17 protein-coding genes and 4 pseudogenes are annotated in these 13,395 nt (G+C 59.8%); 7 read left to right on the top strand and 14 right to left on the bottom strand.

What is annotated here, in order from left to right; genetic code table 11:
• Together GGQ64_RS24260 and GGQ64_RS24255 are read right to left on the bottom strand one after the other, a co-directional pair.
• The coding region (locus GGQ64_RS24260; RefSeq protein ID WP_183807906.1) for an epoxide hydrolase N-terminal domain-containing protein at positions 1-490 on the bottom strand (490 nt) is incomplete at its 3' end.
• Between the two features lie 13 nt (positions 491-503).
• The gene (locus GGQ64_RS24255; RefSeq protein WP_183807905.1) at positions 504-902 is read right to left on the bottom strand and encodes a cupin domain-containing protein; all 399 of its coding nucleotides are present in this window, start codon (positions 900-902) and stop codon (positions 504-506) included.
• 307 nt (positions 903-1,209) lie between these two features.
• On the opposite strand from GGQ64_RS24255, the gene GGQ64_RS24250 reads away from it, so the two are divergent.
• Together GGQ64_RS24250 and GGQ64_RS28255 are read left to right on the top strand one after the other, a co-directional pair.
• Entirely contained in the window at positions 1,210-1,632 is a 423-nt protein-coding gene (locus GGQ64_RS24250; protein WP_183807904.1) for a VOC family protein, read from the top strand.
• Between the two features lie 34 nt (positions 1,633-1,666).
• Positions 1,667-2,056: a DUF2798 domain-containing protein gene (locus GGQ64_RS28255; RefSeq protein WP_343059559.1), complete on the top strand. Its 390-nt coding sequence runs from the start codon at positions 1,667-1,669 to the stop codon at positions 2,054-2,056.
• 147 nt (positions 2,057-2,203) lie between these two features.
• On the opposite strand, the gene GGQ64_RS24240 is transcribed toward GGQ64_RS28255, so the two are convergent.
• From GGQ64_RS24240 to GGQ64_RS24200, 9 genes are all read right to left on the bottom strand, one after another.
• Positions 2,204-3,163, bottom strand: a complete 960-nt coding sequence (locus GGQ64_RS24240) for a YeeE/YedE thiosulfate transporter family protein (RefSeq protein WP_183807903.1) — start codon at positions 3,161-3,163, stop codon at positions 2,204-2,206.
• A gap of 54 nt (positions 3,164-3,217) precedes the next feature.
• Positions 3,218-4,180, bottom strand: a complete 963-nt coding sequence (locus tag GGQ64_RS24235; RefSeq protein WP_183807902.1) for an NADP-dependent oxidoreductase — start codon at positions 4,178-4,180, stop codon at positions 3,218-3,220.
• A gap of 50 nt (positions 4,181-4,230) precedes the next feature.
• Positions 4,231-4,959 carry a hypothetical protein gene (locus tag GGQ64_RS24230; protein ID WP_183807901.1) on the bottom strand — a complete coding sequence of 243 codons (729 nt, stop codon included), beginning with the start codon at positions 4,957-4,959 and terminating at the stop codon, positions 4,231-4,233.
• Between the two features lie 241 nt (positions 4,960-5,200).
• On the bottom strand, positions 5,201-5,707 hold the full coding sequence (gene msrA / locus GGQ64_RS24225) for a peptide-methionine (S)-S-oxide reductase MsrA (protein WP_183807900.1): 507 nt from the start codon (positions 5,705-5,707) through the stop codon (positions 5,201-5,203).
• Entirely contained in the window at positions 5,708-6,151 is a 444-nt protein-coding gene (msrB, locus tag GGQ64_RS24220; protein WP_183807899.1) for a peptide-methionine (R)-S-oxide reductase MsrB, read from the bottom strand.
• Between the two features lie 130 nt (positions 6,152-6,281).
• On the bottom strand, positions 6,282-6,737 hold the full coding sequence (locus GGQ64_RS24215) for a carboxymuconolactone decarboxylase family protein (RefSeq protein ID WP_183807898.1): 456 nt from the start codon (positions 6,735-6,737) through the stop codon (positions 6,282-6,284).
• A gap of 27 nt (positions 6,738-6,764) precedes the next feature.
• Positions 6,765-7,178 carry a cupin domain-containing protein gene (locus tag GGQ64_RS24210; protein WP_183807897.1) on the bottom strand — a complete coding sequence of 138 codons (414 nt, stop codon included), beginning with the start codon at positions 7,176-7,178 and terminating at the stop codon, positions 6,765-6,767.
• Positions 7,175-7,330 (bottom strand): DUF1127 domain-containing protein, encoded by a 156-nt coding sequence (locus GGQ64_RS24205; protein WP_183807896.1) that lies wholly within the window; start codon positions 7,328-7,330, stop codon positions 7,175-7,177. The genes GGQ64_RS24210 and GGQ64_RS24205 overlap by 4 nt, the downstream gene beginning before the upstream one ends.
• Before the next feature lie 61 nt (positions 7,331-7,391).
• The gene (locus GGQ64_RS24200; protein ID WP_183807895.1) at positions 7,392-7,925 is read right to left on the bottom strand and encodes a YkgB family protein; all 534 of its coding nucleotides are present in this window, start codon (positions 7,923-7,925) and stop codon (positions 7,392-7,394) included.
• A gap of 332 nt (positions 7,926-8,257) precedes the next feature.
• On the opposite strand from GGQ64_RS24200, the gene GGQ64_RS24195 reads away from it, so the two are divergent.
• Positions 8,258-8,872 carry a TetR/AcrR family transcriptional regulator gene (locus tag GGQ64_RS24195; protein ID WP_183807894.1) on the top strand — a complete coding sequence of 205 codons (615 nt, stop codon included), beginning with the start codon at positions 8,258-8,260 and terminating at the stop codon, positions 8,870-8,872.
• Between the two features lie 33 nt (positions 8,873-8,905).
• Here GGQ64_RS24195 and GGQ64_RS24190 read toward each other — a convergent pair.
• A pseudogene (locus GGQ64_RS24190) lies at positions 8,906-9,409 on the bottom strand (SDR family NAD(P)-dependent oxidoreductase); the annotation flags it as partial.
• Here GGQ64_RS24190 and GGQ64_RS24185 point away from each other — a divergent pair.
• Positions 9,378-9,692 (top strand): NAD(P)-binding domain-containing protein, encoded by a 315-nt coding sequence (locus GGQ64_RS24185; protein WP_210300407.1) that lies wholly within the window; start codon positions 9,378-9,380, stop codon positions 9,690-9,692. The pseudogene GGQ64_RS24190 and the gene GGQ64_RS24185 sit on opposite strands and share 32 nt — an antisense overlap.
• A gap of 157 nt (positions 9,693-9,849) precedes the next feature.
• A pseudogene (locus GGQ64_RS24180) lies at positions 9,850-10,233 on the top strand (nuclear transport factor 2 family protein).
• 33 nt (positions 10,234-10,266) lie between these two features.
• Here GGQ64_RS24180 and GGQ64_RS24175 read toward each other — a convergent pair.
• Positions 10,267-11,160 carry a LysR family transcriptional regulator gene (locus GGQ64_RS24175; protein ID WP_183807913.1) on the bottom strand — a complete coding sequence of 298 codons (894 nt, stop codon included), beginning with the start codon at positions 11,158-11,160 and terminating at the stop codon, positions 10,267-10,269.
• 334 nt (positions 11,161-11,494) lie between these two features.
• On the opposite strand from GGQ64_RS24175, the gene GGQ64_RS24170 reads away from it, so the two are divergent.
• Together GGQ64_RS24170 and GGQ64_RS24165 are read left to right on the top strand one after the other, a co-directional pair.
• Entirely contained in the window at positions 11,495-12,229 is a 735-nt protein-coding gene (locus GGQ64_RS24170; protein ID WP_183807893.1) for an SDR family NAD(P)-dependent oxidoreductase, read from the top strand.
• Positions 12,230-12,304: 75 nt separating this feature from the next.
• Positions 12,305-12,906: pseudogene (locus tag GGQ64_RS24165) on the top strand (NADPH-dependent F420 reductase).
• A gap of 252 nt (positions 12,907-13,158) precedes the next feature.
• On the opposite strand, the pseudogene GGQ64_RS24160 reads toward GGQ64_RS24165, so the two are convergent.
• A pseudogene (locus GGQ64_RS24160) lies at positions 13,159-13,347 on the bottom strand (helix-turn-helix domain-containing protein); the annotation flags it as partial.
• Between the last annotated feature and the right edge of the window lie 48 nt (positions 13,348-13,395).

Below are 13,395 nucleotides of genomic sequence, written 5' to 3'. Positions count from 1 at the left end.
CGGTCAGGGGACCGATGACCTTCAACAACTCGAACACCGAGCCGGGCCAGCCGTGAGTCATGATGAGCGGCATCGCGTTCTCGTGAGGCGAGCGAGCATGGATGAAATGAATGTCGAGGCCGTCGATGTTCGTCAGAAATTGCGGTAGCGCGTTGAGTTTCGCTTCGGCCTTGCGCCAGTCATAGTCCGCCCGCCAATAGTCCACGAGTGCCCGGAGCTTTTCGATCTGCACGCCTTGGGAGCGGTCCTCTACAGTTTCCCGGTCGGGCCAACGGGTCGCCGCAAGTCGCTGGCGGAGGTCGACGACATCCGCTTCCGGAATATCGGCACGGAAGGGGCGAATGTCGCCATCTCCAAAGGGCAGCGCGGCGCCCGATTGGGCGAGCGCCGCTACCGGTCGAAGCACGGCAAGGGCCATGGCCGCAGCACCGCTCGAGAGCAGAGCCCGGCGGGACAGCGCGGAAGTGTCTGTCTTTTCGTGTGATATCATTTGCACCAAATCCTTACTTCACCGGTGCGAAGATCGGCTCGCCTCTTCTGACGATATAAGTCGCGAGTTCCGACGCCTTGCCAGTGCCGACGTTCTTGGCTGCGTGCGCCACTCCGTCCGGAATGAACAGGCCTTCGCCAGCCTTGAGCGTCACTGGCGACCTGCCCTCAAGATGGTACTCGAGTGTGCCTTCCAGAACATAGGCAACCTCTTCGCCCGGATGATTGTGCTTGACAGAGACCACACCCGGGTCGAAATCCACGCGCACCTGCACGACCTCGTGTCCCTGCGCGCTGAGGTCGCCTTTCAGAATATCCGTGCGGTGGAAGCCCGGTTGCTGCGCCTGCGCTGCATGCAAGGTCAATCCGCCGATGGCCAAGAAGGTCGCCGCCATGATCCGTGTCGTTTTCATATTATGATCCCTTTGCTCAGTTGGTCCAGGCTTCGTCTTTGAGGCCTTGTCGCCAGTTGAGCGCCTGCGTGTATCGGCGATGTGTCCATCGGTCAGGGCTTTTGTATCGCCATGTGTCACGGCAGTCGGCCGGCTGGTGCCGGCGCAATAAATTGTATCAGCCTGTATCGAATCTCAGTCTCTTCTGCGGTTCGATACACTTCGGCTGCGTTTGTGGAATATCCAGGACACATGGACGGGCGATCTCCTCGCCAAGCCGGAGGCAACTCGGCCTCTGTGGCGATGCTTAACGCAAAAGGAGAACTTCATGAGCGATATTGCAATCCCGCCCACGAGTACTCGTGGCCTGCCGGGACACTCGACCGTTGGCACCAACAACCTGGATGCGGCGGCGGCGTTCTATGACAAGCTGTTGGCAGTCTTCGGGATCGGACGCGTTCTTGTCCAGCCCGGCAAGGCGGTCTACTACGGCCACATGGCGCTCGAATTCGGCGTGGTCAAGCCATTCAACGGCGAGGCGGCCCGGATCGGCAATGGCAATATGGTGGCATTTGAAGCCCGTTCCCAGGCCGAGGTCAGGGAAGTGCATGCAACTGCAATCGCGAACGGCGGCTCCTGCGAAGGTGCTCCTGGTTCGCGAGGGGATTCCAACGGCCCGTATTGCGCCTATTTCCGCGATCCGGAGGGCAACAAGTTTCTGGTGTACCGGAATGGTCCGGACGAGGTTTGACCTTCGGGGTTACGCCGACAAGGATCCGGTGGCCGTGACCAACGCTGAACAGATATCGCCCCGGCCGTATACGATGGCCGGGGGGCTGTTGCGTTTGTCGCGCGAAGGAGCGGCGGGGCGTCCACAACCTTCTGCCGGCGGTGGAAAGGACGATCCTCGATCTCGTGATAGCAACAGAAATTCCACGAACGGAAGAACACCAATGAGCATGCATCTGAAACGCAAAATTGCCTTCGCCTTGTTGATGGGCGTCGTTACGACCGGGATCATCTCGTTCGTGCTTCTCGCCCTCAATGTCGGTTTCTCTGAAGAGTTTGCACTGAAATGGCTACGGTCCTGGGTCGTCGGCTACGTCATCGTCATTCCCGCAATCCTGTTGATTGGTCCGTGGCTGCAAGCGCTGGTCGAGCGAGTCGTTCAATGACATAACTGCCCAACAACTGCGAAACTGGCTGCGTTCTCTTACATACTGGCGGCAACGTCTCATCTGTTTCTGGCGTCGCATTACGCGCAAGGCAGAGATCCCTCGACACGAACGAGAAGAAACAGGGCGCGCAGCGCGGGCCAATCCCTATGACCAGGCTTTTGCTACCGACCCGAGTCTTCCAACGAGGACGGCGACCGTAGCAACGAACAGCATGTAGGCAAGCGCTGCCTGCCAGGCGCCGGCGGGGAGACCGATCAGCAGCAGCGCGTCGTTTCCGCCCGGAATGAGTAGCGCACCCAAGCCCATGAGGATGCCTGCAAACGTTCTTTTCGCGACGGCCTTTATTGTTGGCCATTTCAGTTTGAAACCATGCTTGCGAAGTCTTGCGGAGATAAGACTGCCGCCGAACATACAGACTGAGATTACCGTGGCCGCGACAGATACCGAAGCTATCGGTCCAAACGATGCAGTGATCGAGAAACCGGGCGCAAGAACCGCCAGGGCCGTAGAAGTCACGCCGACGGTTCCCATCGCAAGCGTCAGCCGCCGGAAATTTGACTCGGATCTGCGTGAAACACCGAACCTAAGAGCCACGATTGCCATCAATGCCACCGAGAGAAGCAGCGTCCCGAGCGAAAGGGGAGCACTGGCCGCTGGCTGATCCGCAAACACGTCGAACAGAGATTCAATGTAGAGGACCATATAAATGCCGAGAAACGTGAATGCGAATTCGATTTCGCCATTTCCAAGGTGCCCGACAGAGCCGAAGACGCAGGATCCGTTTATGTAGGTGCCAATCCCAAGAATAATGGCCGCGGGAATCAAAAAGACAAGGGAGGACCAGCCCACTTCCATTATCGGTTCGGCTTTCAGAATTTCGTAGCCTAAGGCAGCCCAGGCGGCACATTCGACCAGAGCAATGAAACGTGCCGGCCTCCTTTCCGATACCAGCTCCTTCGTGGCGATGACGGTGCAGATCGATCCGCGATTCATGGCAAAACCGAGAACAAAACCCAGCGCTGCGATCAAGGTCAGGTGTCCCCAAATCTCCAAGGAGGCGGGGCTAGGGACAATGCCTGACATGTGGGTGAGGAATTCGCTCATAGAGACGGCCTCGCGTATTGCCCCGGCTTCGTTGCGCAGTAGATCGCGCCGGTATCATTGACCGTTCATCACAAGGACGATCTTTCCTTTGGGGCGAGGAAGGCCTCCCTCCAGCATGAGATGCGCCTCCCTTGCTTGTTCGAAAGGCAAGGTGGCTCCGATCTGGACCTGAAGCATTCCTTGGCTAATGAGCGATGATATTCGCCGCAAGCTCTTCGTTGAAACGTCGACTAGGAAGAAACAGGCCGTGACTTCATACTTGTCAGCGAGGGCCTGGTCTGGAACGGACACGGCGGAGACAAGTTTGCCACCCTTCTTCAGCACTTGGAACGAATTGGCTTGCGTTTCGCCGCCCACGAAATCCATGACGGCGTCAACGCCGCGAACCTCGTCCTGGAAGCGGATCGTCGTGTAATCGATGACCTTGCCGCCGCCGAGGGCCGTAACCCGTTCGATGTCATCCGGAGATGCGGTGCAGATGGATTCAAGACCAGCCTCCTTGGCGAATTGGACGGCGAAGGCTCCGACGTTTCCCGCCGCTCCATGGATCAATACGGTCTGACCCCGTTCCAGCTCGACTTGGTCAAATAATGCCTGCCAAGCCGTAACAGAAATCACCGGCAACGACGCCGCCGCAACATGATCGATTGCGTCCGGCTTCGCATCAAGCATCGACGCATCTGCGACTGCATATTCGGCGTATCCGCCACAGAAGCGCTTGTTTGTCACCCCGTAGACCTTGTCACCGACCTCAGGCTGTCTGACGGCTGCGCCAGTAGCGACGACTTCGCCCGAAATGTCCGAGCCCAGGATAAGCGGAAGAGGCTGTGGCAGGGCGCTTTTGCCCGAACGGATCCAGCCGTCCCACGGGCCCACGCCCGCGGCGTGCACCTTTACGAGAACCTCGTCCGCCTTGAGTTCCGGGACTTGAAGCGTTTCCAGCCGCATGACGTCAGGTGATCCGAATTCGCGCACGCGCCATGCCCGTCCCGACAACGGAATTGAATCGTGTGACATCCACTCAACCCCTCAAGTTTCCGTGGCGTTTGTACGAGGATGCGTCAGTCTCAGAACAACGCGTATTCCGATAGCTCGATGGTAACGGCATTGAAATCGCGATCGAGAGTGCCATCCGGTTTCACAGTGAATACGCTGCGTCGGATCGGATATTTCAGGCCGCCGACGTCGACATAGTCAGCGATAAAATGTGCAGCCGGAGTGTCGGCCCATACATCAACCGTATAGTCATGGCGTCGAAGCAGCCCGGTCTCGTCGAAGTAAAAGCGCTGTTCGCGCGTGTGACTGGCGACGTCCTCGGGGAAGCGCACGGCGACGCCGCGAAGTAACTCACCTGCCTCCTCGATCGGGGCAACGTCGCGCGCTTCATATCCAGGTTCGCCGAAGACAAACGGCGACGCATGGTACGTCCACATCGCATATCCATTGAAGTAGGCCAGGTCCAGCGGGTTCCACTTCCCCTCAAAGCTTCGATCAAACGCATCACGTCCGTTGTCTCGCTGCGCAATGATCGAGCCATCTCCAGCCGAGATCTCCGTATGGGCCGGTGTCCAGGTCATTGCCCAATCCGGCTCGCCAAAGGGTGTGACGTGAGTCCATTGGCGGCGGAACTCGGTCGTTGCGCGCCGCGGCACAGGGATGAGAGGAGCGCCTTTCAGTTCCCATAGCTTCCCGCCGGTTCTAATGGTCGAGGCAATACCGGTAAAGCTGCGCCAGCGGTCATATCCGCCATGCGCTGCCAGGGCTTCTTCCAGCAGTGGATGTAGCCTGCTACTCATCCAACTCTCCTTCAATGAAGCTCATGAAGATTGCTAGCAAGCCGGCCCATCGCCTTGGTAGAGTAATAGCACACTTCGAAATACATCGGTGAACTTCTGAAACGCTTCGCCATTCTTTTCCGCGTATGCATTGACGAGGGGGAACGACGAGGCGCGGATGCCGCGCGTACTCTGCCGCCCGGCGGTTCCGCCGGGCGCGTCGACGGCGATGGCCGTCTCCATCGCGGAGAGCAGCCGCCAGCTATTGGGCCGCTGTTCTCCGGGGCAACACCCAGTTGGCGCGCGGAAAATGGCAGGTGTAGCCGTTGGGGTAGCGGTCCAGGTAATCCTGGTGCTCAGGCTCGGCCTGCCAAAAGTCCCCCACCGGCTCCGCCTCGGTCACCGCCTTGCCCGGCCAGATGCCGGAAGCGTCGACGTCGGCGATTGTGTCTTCGGCTATTCGTCTCTGTTCGTCGTCGACGTAGTAGATCGCCGACCGATAGGAGAGGCCGATGTCGTTGCCCTGCCGGTTCTTCGTCGTGGGATCGTGGATCTGGAAGAAAAACTCGAGGATCCGCCTGTAGCTGATGATTTCGGGATCGAAGATGATCTCGATGCTCTCGGCGTGGGTCCCGTGATTGCGATAGGTGGCGTTCGGGACGTCACCGCCACTGTAGCCCACGCGGGTCTCGATGACGCCGGGGAGCTTGCGGATCAGGTCCTGCATTCCCCAGAAGCAGCCACCGGCCAAAACAGCTCTGTTGGTCATTCAGATATCCTCCACCTGTTCGATGAACGCCCCGTAACCCTCAGCCGCCATGTCCTCGCGGGGAATGAAGCGCAATGCCGCAGAGTTGATGCAGTACCTAAGGCCGCCCCGGTCGCGCGGGCCGTCGGTAAAGACATGGCCCAGGTGACTGTCGCCATGTTCGGAGCGCACCTCGGTGCGGATCATGCCGTGCGAGCCGTCCTTCAGTTCCCGCACGTTCGCAGGCGCGATCGGCTTGGTGAAACTTGGCCATCCACAACCGGAATCGAACTTGTCGGACGAGGCGAACAGCGGTTCGCCCGATACGATATCGACATAGATCCCCGGCCGCTTGTTGTCGTTATACGCTCCCGTGAAGGGTCGTTCGGTGCCATTCTGCTGCGTTACCCGATATTGCTCGGGCGTCAGCTTTCCGATTGCTTCGTTGGTTTTTGCGTAGGCCATTTTCCGTTCCTTTCCTCATTGATTTGCCGGAACCCCGCCATTGCGATCGATGGGTATGTCCCTGCGAAGCCGGCGAGGGACGGAGGCAGTCAGAGGGTCGCCTCCGCCGTCAATTCGCGCAGTATCGACGCTATGTCTCAAGCGTAGCCTGCGGCGTGTTGCGAAAACTGATGGCCATGCGATTGTAGCTGTTCATCAGGCTGATCGCGATCGTCAGGTCAACAAGCTCTCGTTCCTCAAACACGGAGCGAGCCGCCGCGTAGGTCTCGTCCGGAACCCCGGCCTCGGCCACGCGCGTCACCATCTCCGCCCAGGCGAGAGCCGCCCGTTCACGCGCATCGAAGAGTTCACCGGCTTTCGGCCAGGCCTGCAGCAGGGCGATCTTTTCGATCCTCTCGCCCTTCTTTAGTAAGGCGCGCGTATGCATGTCGAGACAATAGGCGCAGTTGTTGATCTGGGACACCCGCAGATAGACCAGTTCGACCAGCGTCGGGGAAAGGCCACTCTGCGAGACATATCCGTAGACCCCGCCAAGGGCTTTGGCGCCGGCTGGTGCGATCTGGTTGTAATCGAGGCGGTTGCTCATTTATCGCTTCCTTTCTACGGCATTGCTCTATTCGACCGGAATGGTCAGAGCTTTTTCTGCGGAGTTGGCGACGAACACGGCGAGCAGCTTCGCCGGTTTGGTCTTACTCGCATTGCGGCTGACGAGATGGCGGGCTGCCGGAGGCTCATACCAGCTTTCGCCGGCGCGGTAGACCTGGATCGGGCCGTCGTTCACCTTGGATTCGATCTCCCCTGAGAGGACATAGGCGAAGATGAAGGCAGAATCCGCGTGCTTGTGGGGCATGGAGGCCCCGCCAGGCGGATAGTCGACAACCAGCGCGGTCAGCGTCTTGCCAGGAATGTTCGGTATCGCCTGTTCGAAATGGGGTGTGACGACATCGCCTGGCCCATGGGCCGCTGCGGGTGTGGCGATTGCGAGAATGGTGCAGGCTGCGCCGATAATGACTTGTGCATTCGTCATGACTTTTCTCCCCTGCGCGCGATGGTTTCGATTTCAAATCGCGAGATCCCGACGTCACTGAGTTGGTGATCGGTATACTGCGCCAGTTCGCGCAGGGTCTGGCGATAGCGCCGGTGGGCGCGGATCCGTGACAGGATATTGGAAGCAAACATCGGATGGTCCTTTTGCTTGGCCGGGCTCAGCCGACCGGTTGCAGTAGAATGCAGATTGTGTTCAGTCCTTTGACGCGCGCAGCGCACCCAGAGAGTCGATCGCGATCCATAGCGACAGGGCCAACAGACCTATGTCCTTCAGCAGGAACTGCCCGGGAGCGACCGTGATCGCAGGGAAGCCGAGTTCCGGCACCAGAACGCCGGGGGTGGTCCCCATGAAGCTGAGGGTGGTGGCGAACAGCCCCGCCGACAGCACGCCGCCGACCAGTGAATAGATCGGGCTGATGAGCCGAGCTGCAATCAGCGCGCCGATGCTGAGTTCGAGCACCCCGAGGAGACTGGAAAAATCCCTCACGCTGAAGAGCGAGTAGGCCCAGCTCAGAAAAGGGTTGTTGCTGACGAGACCAACCAAACCCTCCGCTTCATACGCGGTGAACTTCATGCCTCCAAACCAACTGTAGACAATCGCCAGCGAAGCGTACTGGCCGGCAGTGGTGGCCGGCCTACCGAACCGCTCGATCCTGTCGAGCAGGTTGGTCGGGAGGGTTCTAGTGTCCCGGGCGCTCGCCGGGGCAGGTGCGAATTCATGCAGCATTGCCTTCTCCTCCTTGGTTGCCGTCTCGAACACGTTTTGCTCGGCCAATTAAACGATACCGATCTGTATCGATAGATCGGTTTGTATACCGATCTGTATCGTGTGGCAAGTTTTATCTTCCCATCACCGCACCTTGACTGCTCGAAAATCAACGCCCAACGGCAGAACGCCAGAGATCCTGGGCTATCTGGCGTTCGCGGTCGCCCGCTTTGGCGGGCTAGCAGAAGCCCTTCGAGCAATCATCCACAATTGAAAATTCAGCGGAGCACTTGCATCGGCATCAGGAAAATCGTATTTAACGATACTGATCTGTTTTAATTTTTGAGGAAGAAATGCGGCGCTCCGAAATCCGGAATCATTTGCTCGAAACTGCGTTGCGGCTGTTCAACGAACATGGCTACCAGGCGACGGGGATCGACCTGATCATTGCGGAGGCGGGTGTAGCCAAGACGACATTGTACCGTCATTTCGAGACCAAAGAGGATCTGATCCTTGCCGCTCTTGAGCGACGCGACGAGGAGGATCGCTCCGCCATGCGCGCCTTCGTCGACGATCACGCGACCGATCCGCTTGAGCGCATCTTTGCGACGTTCGATTTCCTTGAAGCCTATGTGGATGACTGGAGGTTCAGCGGCTGCATCTTTGTCAGCGCGGCGGGGGAGCACAAGGATACCGTCGATCCGGTGTTTCGTGCCGCCGTGATGCACAAACGCCTGACACTGGCGTATTTCGAGGAACTGGTCCATGCGGCTCGGTTCGTCGAGCCGAAGCGAATAGCTGCTGAAATCCATCTCCTACATGAGGGCGCCGTGGTCGTCGCGCAGATGAGCCGTACCGCCGAACCGGTGCGACAGGCCCGGCAGATGGCGCGAAAGCTGTTCGCGACAGCTGAGCAGTCTCCGTTGTCCCGAAGCGCTCCGCACGCGGCGCCCGGGGCGAAGGCATAGCAAGCCCCTTTGTTCTAGAGAAGACCGGGAGGCTCAGCCCGCTACGTCGAAGCGCGGGGCGGGTGGGTGGCGGAAAGCTGCGGGCCAAGGGAAGGCGTGCCGCTTCGAAGGCGTTCCACAGCTCGATGTCTCTGAGCGCGGGGATCGTGCTTGTCTCGCCTTGGTCGAGCCCGGCGAGCGCGGCATCGACCATGTCCTCGGCCGGCATCACGATCTCGGTGGGGGGAGGTGCTCGACCGGCAGGCCGCCGAGTGCCCAGAAGTCGGTCCGGGTGGCACCGGGCATAACGGCCTGGGCGCGGATGCCGCGGTCCGCCAGCTCATGGTTCAGCAACGTGGTGAATGCCAGGACGAAAGCCTTGGTCCCGCGATAGACGCCATTGAGCAGCTCGGGTGCAACTGCCACGATCGAGGCAATGTTGATCACGGTACCGTCGCCGCGCGCCACAAACCCGGGCACTGCGGCATAGGTCGGGCGCATCAGCGCGGTCACGTTGAGACGCACCATGGCTTCCATGCGGTCGACATCGCAAGAGACCTCCAAGGGCCTTCCCGCCAATGCACATCTCGTGAAGGCGTTCAACACGATCTGCGGTCACGTCCTTGCGAAGGGCACACGGCTCGATGCTTTCTTTGCTGCCGACGATCTGCAGGTCAAAGCGCGTGTGTCAACTTTTATCGAGAGCCTCGGGTTGCGGCCATTCGATGTCGGCGGCCTGCAGATGGCCCAGACGCTCGAAGCACTCGGCCTGATGATGATCGGACTGGCCAAGAACGGTGCCGGCACCTGGGACTTCGCCCTGAACGTCGATATCGGCTGAACCGCCGACCCGTCCCCGCCGTCAGGTCACACAGCGTGAGACCTCTCGGCGGGGCTGACTGCTACAGCGCGACTTCCTTGAAGCAGCAATAGCTCGCCGTGAGCGTTGGGTGCCCACCAGACCCACGCGACCCGAACCACAGAAACGGAGGAAACTTATGAGGATTCAAGACAACGTCCAAATTGTGAAGGACTTCTTTGCCGCAATGGGCAGTGGCGATCAGCAAGGGCTGTTGGCGCTGTCTGCCCTCCCGGGCGAGGACTGGCCGCTGGCAGGGACGCACCGCGGGCATCCGGGATTGCAAGGCCTGCTTCAGACGGCTTCTGCGGAGATGGAAACTTCGTTCCCTGAGCCCCCGGAGTTCGTGGCGTAGGGACACCGGGTTCTGGTCATTGGCTCCGCTACGGGGACAGTCAAAGCCACAAATAGGACGTTTGTGGACTACTTCGTCTTTGCCATTACCCTTCGGAACGGCAAACTGACCAACATCCGGGAATACGTCGATACGCAAGAGCTTGCGCGCGCCTCCGCACGTTCATGACCGGCTTGCTCATTGGCGGTAAATCGACGGGTATCAGTCGCGCGATATCGGCAGCCCCGCGAGACGCGGAGCGTACGCGGCGAGCCTTCCGGATATGAACTCCGTGAAGAGCCGCACGCGCTTGGTCTTGCGTGCCTCCCCCTGGGTGAGAAGCCAGACCGTTCCATACAGGTGTAGCTCGGTATCCGGCACCCTTACCAGGAGTGGATCGGCATCTCCTACGAAACACGGCAGCGTCGTGATGCCGATCCCTTGCCGCACCGCCGCGACCTGCGCCTCGAAGTCCGTGGTCCTGAACGGAGTGCCCGTTGCCCGAGACTCTCCCTCACTGGTCCAGGCAGGCACGCCATGGCCGCTTATGGCGATCCACCTGGGTTCCGGCCCGCCCGTTCGCCATGCGGCCAGTCGGTCGGCGGATATGTAGAAGCCTCCGAACACTTCCGCTCCCTTCAGTCCATGGAGATTGAGGGGAAGAGTTTTGCGGTCGTAGACGACGCGGATCGCCACGTCGGCCTCCCGGTTGGTCAGGTTCGCCAGCTCGCCCGACGACGAAACGTCCATCTCGATATCGGGATGCAGACGCGCGAACTCGGCGAAGTCCGGCATGAGCAGGTATCCTGCGAGGGGCGAGGGCAGTGTCACCCGCAGAAGTCCACGCACGCTCTGATCACGTCCTAAGACACGCGTTTCAAGCTGGTGTGACGACGCCTCCATTTTCTCGGCGAGTTCACGCACTTCCTCCCCGGCAACCGTTACCCGGTAGCCCGAAGGCAGCTTCTCGAACATCTGCGTTCCGAGACGCTCTTCCAGGTGGGCGATGCGTCGAAGAACGGTCGCGTGGTTCACCCCGAGGACTTCGGCGGCAGCCCGCACCGAGCCGGAACGCGCGACGGCAAGAAAATAGCGAACATCATCCCAGTCGATCATGGTGCAAACCAGCACCGCCAGGGTGCGCCTTCCAAAAACCATTACGTCACCCATCGTACAATAACTCGGTGCTAAACCAAAGATATATCGGCGCTTCACGCGGCACCGGTTGTCGGTTTCGTGGCCGTCATCGTTTGCGTCGGTTGAACTTGTTGGATCGTTTTCGCACCACCCTTGTGCGTGTTTCCGGACTGAACGCGCGGACAAAGCAAGTCTATCTTGAGGTCATCGGCGTATTCCAGATGTGCAGGAACAGCCTGAACGAGGACGTCGGCGGAATGCTGGAAAGCATCATCTCGTCGGCATCCGCCCAACCACCCAAAGGATGCATGAAATGAACAGACTGAATGGAAAGACCGCTGTCATCACAGGTGGCGCGACTGGCATCGGCCTTGCCGCCGCAAAGCGCTTCATCGAGGAAGGCGCTTTCGTCTTCATCTACGGCCGCCGCCAGGAAACGCTCGACACCGCTGTGGCCGACCTCGGCCCCAATGCCCGTGGGTTGAAGGGTTCGGTCTCCGATCTGGCCGACCTCGATCGGCTTTACACGGCGGTGAAAGCCGAGCGCGGAACCCTCGACATAGTCTTCGCCAATGCCGGAGTGGGAAGCCAGCTTGTGCTCGGCAAGATTACTGGCGAGCACATTGACGAAACCTTCGATACCAATGTGAAGGGTACGATCTTCACGGTCCAGCAGGCGCTTCCGTTGATGGGCCAGGGCGGTTCGATCATCCTGACCGGATCAAGCGCCGGCACCACGGGCGCCCCGGGAATGACCGCCTACAGCGCCAGCAAGGCGGCCGTGCGCAACCTCGCGCGGACGTGGGCCGAGGACCTGAAGGGCACCGGCATCCGGGTCAACGTGCTGTCGCCCGGCGCAACGGCAACCGAACTTGCAAAGGACGCGTTGGGAGAGGAAGGCCAGAAAGTCTTCGCCTCGATGACCCCTCTCCAGCGCATGGCCGATCCGGCGGAAATCGGTGTCGTAGCAGCCTTTCTCGCGTCTTCGGACAGCAGCTTCATGACCGCCAGCGAAGTCGCCGTCGACGGCGGCCTCGCACAACTCTGATGCACTCCGCCCACCAAGGCGCTCCGTTCGATCGTTCGAAGCGCCTGGTGGGCGGTAAACCCAAGGAGAATACTCATGAGCTACGCAATCATCGGCTTCGGCAATATCGGTCAGGCTCTGGCCAAGGCATTCGCCCGTAACGGCATCGAAGTATCCGTCGCCACCACTCGCGAGCCGGAACGCTTTAAGGCCGATGCGGCCGCAATCGGCCCCGAGATCGCCCCCAAGACACTCACGGAAGCTATCAAGGCGGACATAGTGTTTCTGGCGGTCCGTTTCGAGGCGATCCAAGATGTTGCGAAGGCACTGCCCAGTTGGCAGGGAAAGACCGTGGTCGACGTGACGAACGCCCACGGAGTGCCTCCGGAAGAACTGAGCGGGCAGCCATCTTCGAAATTCGTGGCATGGGCGTTCTCCGGCGCGAGGCTCGTCAAGGGCTTCAATCATCTGGCCGCGTCAGTCCTTGCCCAGGACCCTGCGGTGAAGGTGGCAGGAGAGTGGTGTTCCTGTCTAGTGACAGTGACGCCGCCTGGACGGAGATCGGTTCACTTGCGAAGAACCTCGGCTTCTCGCCGATAAACCTCGGCGGGCTGTCGGACGGCGGGCTACTCGTGCGGGCTCGCGGAAACATCTGGGGGCCGCTGATCTTTAAGGACTTGGTCAAGTTCGACGGTTAACACGACCTTACTGCCGGGGGGGAAGATGAAGTGCAAGAAGAAGGTCGCGTACCCTAGGCCTGAATTTGAGGTGGTGCTGGGCAAGACACTTGGGTCCCTACATGTTTCAAGGATCCGTGATGAAGGTTGCCGTCGGCTGCGCGTGATTCAGCGAGGAGGAAGCCGAACACCTGCGGCGCGCGGTTGCCACCTTCAAGTTCCGGGACGGCTAGCAAAGTCAAGAGCAAGCTGTTCAACGGATGGGGAAGAACGGCTACTGTAATAGCCGTCGTAGTCTGGAAGCTCGTGATCGCGAAACGTATTGCGCCTGATCTCGCGATAGATGGTCGATCGGTGTCGACCGAGTTGGCACGCCATCTCGTTGATCGGAACCTTGCGCTGGACCAGGCGATGCAGGCGGCGCCGATCGGCGAGGGTCAATTGCGAATAGCATCGGGACATGTCAAAATCTCCAAGGGGAAGTCATTGAAATTATTGGCATGTCGCACT

Source organism: Mycoplana azooxidifex (assembly GCF_014196765.1).
GTDB classification, from domain to species: domain Bacteria; phylum Pseudomonadota; class Alphaproteobacteria; order Rhizobiales; family Rhizobiaceae; genus Mycoplana; species Mycoplana azooxidifex.
This window is presented reverse-complemented; position numbering and strand designations above follow the sequence as displayed.

Excerpts from the sequence above, each read along its gene's own strand:
- GGQ64_RS24215 (WP_183807898.1), bottom strand. The coding sequence starts at position 6,737 with ATGAGCAACCGCCTCGATTACAACCAGATCGCACCAGCCGGCGCCAAA.
- GGQ64_RS24255 (WP_183807905.1), bottom strand. The coding sequence starts at position 902 with ATGAAAACGACACGGATCATGGCGGCGACCTTCTTGGCCATCGGCGGA.
- GGQ64_RS24175 (WP_183807913.1), bottom strand. The coding sequence starts at position 11,160 with ATGATCGACTGGGATGATGTTCGCTATTTTCTTGCCGTCGCGCGTTCC.
- GGQ64_RS24185 (WP_210300407.1), top strand. The coding sequence starts at position 9,378 with ATGGCTTCCATGCGGTCGACATCGCAAGAGACCTCCAAGGGCCTTCCC.
- GGQ64_RS24230 (WP_183807901.1), bottom strand. The coding sequence starts at position 4,959 with ATGAGTAGCAGGCTACATCCACTGCTGGAAGAAGCCCTGGCAGCGCAT.
- msrB (WP_183807899.1), bottom strand. The coding sequence starts at position 6,151 with ATGGCCTACGCAAAAACCAACGAAGCAATCGGAAAGCTGACGCCCGAG.
- GGQ64_RS24235 (WP_183807902.1), bottom strand. The coding sequence starts at position 4,180 with ATGTCACACGATTCAATTCCGTTGTCGGGACGGGCATGGCGCGTGCGC.
- msrA (WP_183807900.1), bottom strand. The coding sequence starts at position 5,707 with ATGACCAACAGAGCTGTTTTGGCCGGTGGCTGCTTCTGGGGAATGCAG.
- GGQ64_RS24200 (WP_183807895.1), bottom strand. The coding sequence starts at position 7,925 with ATGCTGCATGAATTCGCACCTGCCCCGGCGAGCGCCCGGGACACTAGA.
- GGQ64_RS24205 (WP_183807896.1), bottom strand. The coding sequence starts at position 7,330 with ATGTTTGCTTCCAATATCCTGTCACGGATCCGCGCCCACCGGCGCTAT.
- GGQ64_RS24195 (WP_183807894.1), top strand. The coding sequence starts at position 8,258 with ATGCGGCGCTCCGAAATCCGGAATCATTTGCTCGAAACTGCGTTGCGG.
- GGQ64_RS24170 (WP_183807893.1), top strand. The coding sequence starts at position 11,495 with ATGAACAGACTGAATGGAAAGACCGCTGTCATCACAGGTGGCGCGACT.
- GGQ64_RS24250 (WP_183807904.1), top strand. The coding sequence starts at position 1,210 with ATGAGCGATATTGCAATCCCGCCCACGAGTACTCGTGGCCTGCCGGGA.
- GGQ64_RS24240 (WP_183807903.1), bottom strand. The coding sequence starts at position 3,163 with ATGAGCGAATTCCTCACCCACATGTCAGGCATTGTCCCTAGCCCCGCC.
- GGQ64_RS24210 (WP_183807897.1), bottom strand. The coding sequence starts at position 7,178 with ATGACGAATGCACAAGTCATTATCGGCGCAGCCTGCACCATTCTCGCA.